Origin of the sequence: Thermogutta sp., from assembly GCF_039793925.1 — a bacterium.
Classification (GTDB): domain Bacteria; phylum Planctomycetota; class Planctomycetia; order Pirellulales; family Thermoguttaceae; genus Thermogutta.
The window spans coordinates 1-6,884 of the sequence record NZ_JBAMME010000212.1; the positions used below are offsets into that span (position 1 = coordinate 1).

The 6,884-nt window shown below is 57.8% G+C and carries 5 protein-coding genes; all 5 read left to right on the forward strand.

Translation table 11 applies throughout. From position 1 onward, the window contains the following. Positions 1 to 102: 102 nt before the first annotated feature. Positions 103 to 2,547: a hypothetical protein gene (locus ABJK56_RS08655; protein ID WP_347244267.1), complete on the forward strand. Its 2,445-nt coding sequence runs from the start codon at positions 103 to 105 to the stop codon at positions 2,545 to 2,547. Then, complete coding sequence (locus ABJK56_RS08660; RefSeq protein ID WP_347244268.1) at positions 2,544 to 3,362, forward strand: protein phosphatase 2C domain-containing protein; 819 nt, start codon at positions 2,544 to 2,546, stop codon at positions 3,360 to 3,362. The genes ABJK56_RS08655 and ABJK56_RS08660 overlap by 4 nt, the downstream gene beginning before the upstream one ends. Next, positions 3,359 to 4,993 (forward strand): protein kinase, encoded by a 1,635-nt coding sequence (locus ABJK56_RS08665; RefSeq protein ID WP_347244269.1) that lies wholly within the window; start codon positions 3,359 to 3,361, stop codon positions 4,991 to 4,993. Before ABJK56_RS08660 ends, ABJK56_RS08665 begins: the two co-directional genes overlap by 4 nt. Positions 4,994 to 5,018: 25 nt before the next feature. Next, the gene (locus ABJK56_RS08670; protein WP_347244270.1) at positions 5,019 to 5,465 is read left to right on the forward strand and encodes a hypothetical protein; all 447 of its coding nucleotides are present in this window, start codon (positions 5,019 to 5,021) and stop codon (positions 5,463 to 5,465) included. Between the two features lie 215 nt (positions 5,466 to 5,680). Next, positions 5,681 to 6,884: protein kinase (locus ABJK56_RS08675; protein WP_347244271.1), on the forward strand; the 1,204-nt coding region annotated here is incomplete at its 3' end.

The following is a 6,884-nucleotide window of genomic DNA, read 5'->3' on the forward strand; positions in this document are numbered from 1 at the left end:
GCTCTAAGTCCTGTTATTGACCGTCCACGCGCCATCGTCGCCTGGTCAAACCTCGCGCAATGAAGGGATGGTTGCGCAGATGCCGACAGAAGGGAAGGAAATATGGAAGACTCTACCACTAAACAAATTGCAGGTTGCGCACTGATTGCCTTTATTGTGCTTCTGGCATGTGGTATCGCGATTGGAATCGGCGCGCGTAGTTTCTGGGTAGGAACACAAGTGACTTGGGCGTTGGGGCTCAATACTGTCGCAGTGCTGTACTACCTTGCCAAGAAAAACGTTAAAGGCTATTTTTGGGGAGGGTTGATAAGTGGGGCATGGTTGATTTACTTGTTTGCAATCTATGGAGAATTCAACCCCTGGTGGTGGGGAGTTGCCTGGTTGTTGGTAGCATTTTCACACGCAGTGGTCGGAATCCGAGCGCGTGAACACAAAGAGCCTTTCCACGGCATGATAGCCGGTGTGATGGCTTTGCTTTCTATGGGTGTTGTCCTGGCCGGATCGGCAAAAATTGCCGAGTATCTCGGGGTACAGGCGCAAACAACACAGACGATTGATACGAATCAGGCAACGGTTCCCGCGGCGGCCCAGCAAATCACACAGCCAGCAATATCTCCCACTCCTCCGACCACAGCCACTATGCCAGCGCCCACCGCGACGCCGATCGCTGCGGGTGAGCCGCCGGCCGCAAGGACGAAATTGAACGTCGCTGCCGGCTGGCAGGCGCTGGCTGGATTCTTGCTGGCGGCGTTTAAGTCCATCTGGGGTATCTTTCACCTGATTGGAGTGAGTCTACTGGGGTACTCATGGTTTCGGCGCAGTTGGGGAGCGATGGTTTTACCGGTTGCTTTGCTTATCGGAGTCTGGGTTGCAGGTGGACTTTCGTCTCCTGTATCCCTCGCCCTCACCCATGTTATTTCATCCAGTCCGGCCGGTTGGATGCGCGATCTGCTCCGCTTTTCGGTAGCGAATTTTGGCCATGCTGGCTGGGGAACGGTGCTGCTGGGCTTGACCGTTATGCTCATCTTACTGCCCACGTTGCGGCAAATAGCTGTAGCGCAATACCGATTGAAAAACGTCCCTGCTATCCAACGGTTATTGGGGACTGCCATCGCCTATGAATATATGCAGCAAAGCGCCGTAAGCCCAGTACTTATGATGACAGGCTATATTATCTATTCTGCTATCGCGTTCGGTTTGTTCATCGCTCTGTGGGTCGGCTTGCGACAGATAGCACAGGCAGGGGAGATTCCTTTGGCAGCCTGGGGCATTCCCGACCTGTCTGTACCCAGCTGGAAACCGGTCTGGCAATGGCCATATTTCGCACTGGCCGGGTTGTACGCGCTGACGCAAATCATCCGGATCCTGCTGAGTCGCAAATTCCATATGCAGACAATGAGCGGAATCCCTGGAAACAACGCCTGGTATATCTTGATAGGGACATTGATCCTGGCGCTGTTTGTCCCGGCAGGTGTCATCCTTTTCCTGATCGGTCAGGCTATCGCTCAATGGCTGGTCGTTCCATTGATGGGTCGGGAAATTCTCAAACTCCCAGCCGATGAGAAGAAACGAGGCACTGAAGAAGCGCAGCAGAAAGAAGAAGGACTGCAAGGACTCCAGCGAGAGCTGCAAACACTTTTAGAGAAAGAACGTCCTCCTGAATTGGCAGGTACAGATGTCTGGCATTCTCCAGCCCCCCTAATCTTCATGCGGGAATGGGCAGGTGCATTGTGGGGGCTGACGGAAAGGGGTGATCTGATGATTTATGACAGCGCTGACGGCAGCGTCCGGAACATCCCGCTCCCCATCAGGAAGGGACAAGCCATCTTTGCCCTGAAAGAACCTGTACAGGGTGGTGAGAGCCAAGCACTTGTGATTGGGAACGGCACTGAGGTGCTCTGGGTAGGTCTAGAATCGCGGAGTGTGGTCAAAAAGGTGGCCTTGTCTCGCCAGACCCATGCGTGGGCACTGAACCCATACAAAACCATGCTGGCTTGGGTGGCGGTATCTGATGGAATAGTGGGTGGACTATTCCTGGAGCCGGGACGGGAAGTAGTATTTGCCGAAGGACTGGATCTAGAACCCACCCTGGCGTTTTCCCAGGATGGGCGTTACCTGGCGCTAGGAGGAAGCGCTGGAACGATTCGCTTGCTGGACATTGCCAGCCGCCAAATCACCAGGATGCTCACCCTGCCTGAAGACTCGCTCTCCCATGAAGAACCTGTACGCTTCCTGTTTGGGCGCCAAGGTGGAGGCTGGCTCAGCATCTATCAGGACCGCCGTATTGTTCTCTGGAACGCGGATGGCAGCATGGCGAAAGAGATGCGCCCCAACCGACGGATCAATGCCGTGGATTTCCATGTGGAAACAGATCGTCTGGCAGTCGGCTTGAGCGGTGGCATTCTGCAGGTGTTCGATGTGGCTTTGCAAAAGGTCTTTGATGACAAGGTTCAAGAAAAAGAGATCACCGGGGTCAGTTTTTCGCAAGATGGGCGGCAGATCTTCACCATCGGCGACAAGACCGAGGTCAGAAAGGTGAGCCTATGACTATTTCAACCCAACCCCTGCGCCCCCCCTACCGCCTTGAGGTAGGCGTCGTCAGCGAGAAAGGGAAATCGCACGAGACCAACGAGGACTGTTACCGTCTGGACGCTGAACGCGGCCTGTTTCTGCTGGCGGACGGCATAGGCGGGCATCAGGCGGGGGAGGTGGCCAGCCGCTTGGCCATAGAGGTGCTATATCACGCCCTTACCTTTTCATTATCCGGCGCGTTGAAAGAAACTATGGGGAACGCTTTGCTGGCGGCGCATCAGGCCATTCGGGAAAAGGCTGAGGAACACGATGATTATCGCGGCATGGGGACGACCGCCCTGATTGGCTGGGTGCGCATCCCAGACTCTCTGCTGTGGACAGCGCATATCGGCAACAGCCGCGCCTATCTCTGGCGGGATGGGACTCTGCGCCAACTGACCGAAGACCACACGATGCTGAACGAACTACGTAAGGCCAATCGGTTGCCTCCTGATCCGCGCGATTGGCCTTCACCCGCGGTGCTGAGCCAGGCGCTGGGGTCCCGTCAGCCGTTTCTCGCACCCGGTTTTGGAGAATGGACGCTGCAAATCGGCGACCGCATCCTCTTCTGCTCTGATGGCGTATCCGACGTTCTGCCGGAGCAGGAACTGCTGGCCGTCCTTTCAGCGGCGGGTGAACCGCAACAACTTTGCGAGCGCCTGGCGCAGGCTGTTCAAGAGAAAGACGCTCCGGATGATTACACCGCCATCCTGGTAGAACTGAGGGCAGTTTCCGGAAGAGAGCGGGCCATTCAAACGGTACAAATCGCTACGGAGGAGGTGAAAGAATGAAACTGACCATGCGCGTTCTGGAAGGTCCAGAGGCAGGAAAAGAGTATATTTTCCCGGCAGAAGGCGAATCGGAAGAGGAAGCCACCAACATCCTGGTTGGACGTAACGACGTGGAATGTCAGGCTCACTGGCGGCTGAGCCGGGATGACCCGACCGTCTCGCGCGCCCACCTGATGCTGGAGATCCGCCCGCCCAATTGCTATGTGCAGGACAATCAGAGTTTGAACGGCATCTACTTGCGGCGAGGAAATGAGCCCGAGCGACGGGTCACGCGGGAACGCCTGCAAAGCGGCGACCGGCTGCGTCTGGGGAAGACGGTTGTCGGTTTTGAAATCGTTGTGCCGCTAAAACCGCTTAAGACACAGCTATACCAGCCAACTCAAGATATTGAGGCGGCGCCTGCCGCACCGGAACAAATCCCACCTGCAAGCCAGCCAGCAGCACCGCCGGTCTCCAAACCCTTTGCAGAAACGCCGCCGCCAGAGCAGAAAGAACCGGAATGGTACTGCGTGCGTTGCGGGGAACGCCTGGAGAGTCTACCTGAACGGAAAGAATTAATGCGCAGCCTGGACTTTATGTGCTCCCGCTGTCAGAAGGAAGTGGAAGCGGAACTGCGCCAGGCAGAAGAACGCTCGCGGGAACGCTATCTTTGCTGTGAGTGTGGAAGCGATGTCACCCCAATGGCGAAAAGCGATGGGCGCGCAGCAGAACTCAAAGAGGTTGCCATTTATCTCTGTTCGACCTGCGGCAATCGGGCGAGGAGCCAGAAAAACATGCTCGGCTATTGGGTCATCAAGAAACTGGGGGAAGGTGGTATGGGAGAGGTCTTTAAGGGCTGGCATCCTGAAACAGGTCGGGTGGTGGCTATTAAAAAGTTACGTTACGAAGTCAGCAAAGACGAGCACCTGGTGCGCCGCTTCTGGCGCGAAATCAGCGTTATGGGAACTTTTCAACACCCTAACGTGGTACGCCTGTACGAGGCTGGGACGGTCAATGAATTGCCTGTCTTTATCTCCGAGTTCGTCCCTGGCGGTGACCTGACTCAATTCCTGAATGACAGTGGCCGCCCCCTGCTCCTACCACAGGAGGTCGTGCCGCTCATCGCAGACAGCCTGGTTGGGTTGGAATATTTTCATCGTCAGGGGTATGTCCATCGCGACCTGAAGCCAGAGAACATCCTGCTGGATAAAAAAGACGGACGGCGCATTCCCAAAATTGCCGATTTTGGCCTTGCGCGCAGTTATGAAAAGCACGGTGGAACGATCACCCGCACCGGTGAGTATGCCGGTACATGGATGTACATGCCGCCAGAACAAATTACCGATTTCAAGCGGGTAAAGCCGGTCAGCGATGTCTATGCCATGGGTGTGACGGCCTATTTCCTGCTCAGCGGCTACTGGCCGTTGCCTGATTTTCCCACCTATGCCCAGGTCAAAAATCGCCGGGTGGGCGCACTTTCACGCACCCCAGTTCAGATGATCTTGCACGACCGCCGTGTGCCGATCGAAGAACGCCGTCCCGACCTGCCGCGCGCTCTGTGCCGCGCTGTGAACAAAGCGATTGCCATGAAGCCCGAAGAGCGCTATCCATCGGCGGAGGAGTTCCGGCAGGCGCTTTTGAATAGTCTGTAAATTACATACAGAAAAGGAGTTTGAGATGTCCTACCGTAATCAATTCACCGCCAGTGAATGGCAGACCCTGCAATTTGCTCCACTCTGGATATTCAACTTGATCGCAGGCGTGGACGGAAAAGTGGAACGAAAAGAGGTCGTCATGCTGGCTAAAGAACTGGCAGAAGCTCCCCTGTATAAGAGTGATCTTGCCAAAGAAGTCTTTATGTCCGTCGGGCTCGACTTTGGCACGGTCTGGCCGGCATATCAGCGTGATGGGCGTGGTATCGTTGATGGGCTGCGTGAAGTTGGAGAACTGGTGGACAGCAAGCTCTCCTCCGACACGGCCGAGCGTTTCAAAAGAGCGCTCATCTTCCTGGGGAATCAAATCCTGGAAGGTAGTGGGAGAGGGCTTTTTGGTAGAAAGGACAAATCGAAAGAGAAAGCTGCACTTGTGCTGGCAGCCATTGCCCTGGGCATTCAGCCCGATTGAACGCCGGCAACACAGACAGGCCTCTCCTCCGGCACGATGCCGCCATCCAGCCGCGGACAGGGTATCCGAAAATCTAACTGCGCTGCAAAAACCCCTTTTACCGCCGAGGTCACAGAGTACGCAGTGTCAACACGAAAAACCCTGCGCCCTCGACGATCTCGGCGGTTGGTTTTTGCAGTGGACTCGACATTGCAAGACATCTTTGAGAGGTTGCTATGACCGTCTCTTCTACGGTTTACTTCTGCATCGTCTGCGGACGGGAATTCCACCCCCGCGACGCCGAGACCGTCATCTGCCCCTCCTGCGGCGGCCCGCCCGAAGCCGCCGCGCCCGCCCAGCCCGTCGGGACGGTGCTGATGAGCGAGCCGAAAGCGACCGAAGGCGCCCTGCCCTCCGAACCGCAAGGCACGGTGGGGTTGGGCGAATCCCCACTCTCCACCCGCACCTTCGCCGCCGAAACCGACGTCCCCCTGGAGTGGAACGAGGGCGACGTCATCCTCGACCTGTACGAGGTCAAGGGCGAACTGGGCCGGGGCGGGATGGGGGCGGTGTACCGCGTCCACCACAAACACTGGAACCTCGACCTGGCGGTCAAAACGCCCCTGCCCGCCGCGCTGGAAAAAGCCGGCGGCAAAGAGGCCTTCGTGGAAGAAGCCGCCGCCTGGGTGAAACTGGGCCTGCACCCGCACATCGTCACCTGCTACTATGTGCGCGACCTGGGCGGGGCGCCGCGCGTCTTTGCCGAGTGCGTGGAAGGCGGCTCGCTCAGGGACTGGATTCACGACCGCCGCCTGTATGCCGGCGGGGAGCGCCAAGCGCTGCGGCGCATCCTGGACGTGGCCATTCAGTTCGCCTGGGGGCTGGGCTACGCCCACGACCAGGGGATGGTCCATCAGGACGTCAAGCCGGCCAACGCCCTGATGACGCCCGAGGGCGCGCTCAAAGTGACCGACTTTGGGCTGGTGAAATCCAAAGGCTACACCCAGGCTTACGCCGCGCCGGAGCAAGTTCTAGGCAAGGACGTGGACGCCCGCACCGACATCTGGTGCTGGGGGGCGAGCGTGCTGGAGATGTTCACGGGGGAGGTGTACTGGCAATCCGGCTCGGCTGCGGCAACGGTGCTGGAAAAATATCTGGCGGAGGCAGCGCCGGAGGGCATGCCGCGCATGCCTGCGGCGCTGGCGGCGTTGCTGCGCGAGTGCTTCCAGGACGAGCCGGAGAGGCGCCCGGCGAGCATGGACGCCGTGGCCGGGCGGCTGATGGAAATGTACCGCCAGGAGACGGGCGAACCCTACCCGCGTGAGAAGCCAAACCCGCTGGAGTTGCGCGCCGACAGTTTGAACAACTACGCCGTCTCGATGCTCGACCTGGGGCGGGAGGCGGAAGCGGTGCGCTACTGGCAGGAGGCGCTGCAGGCCG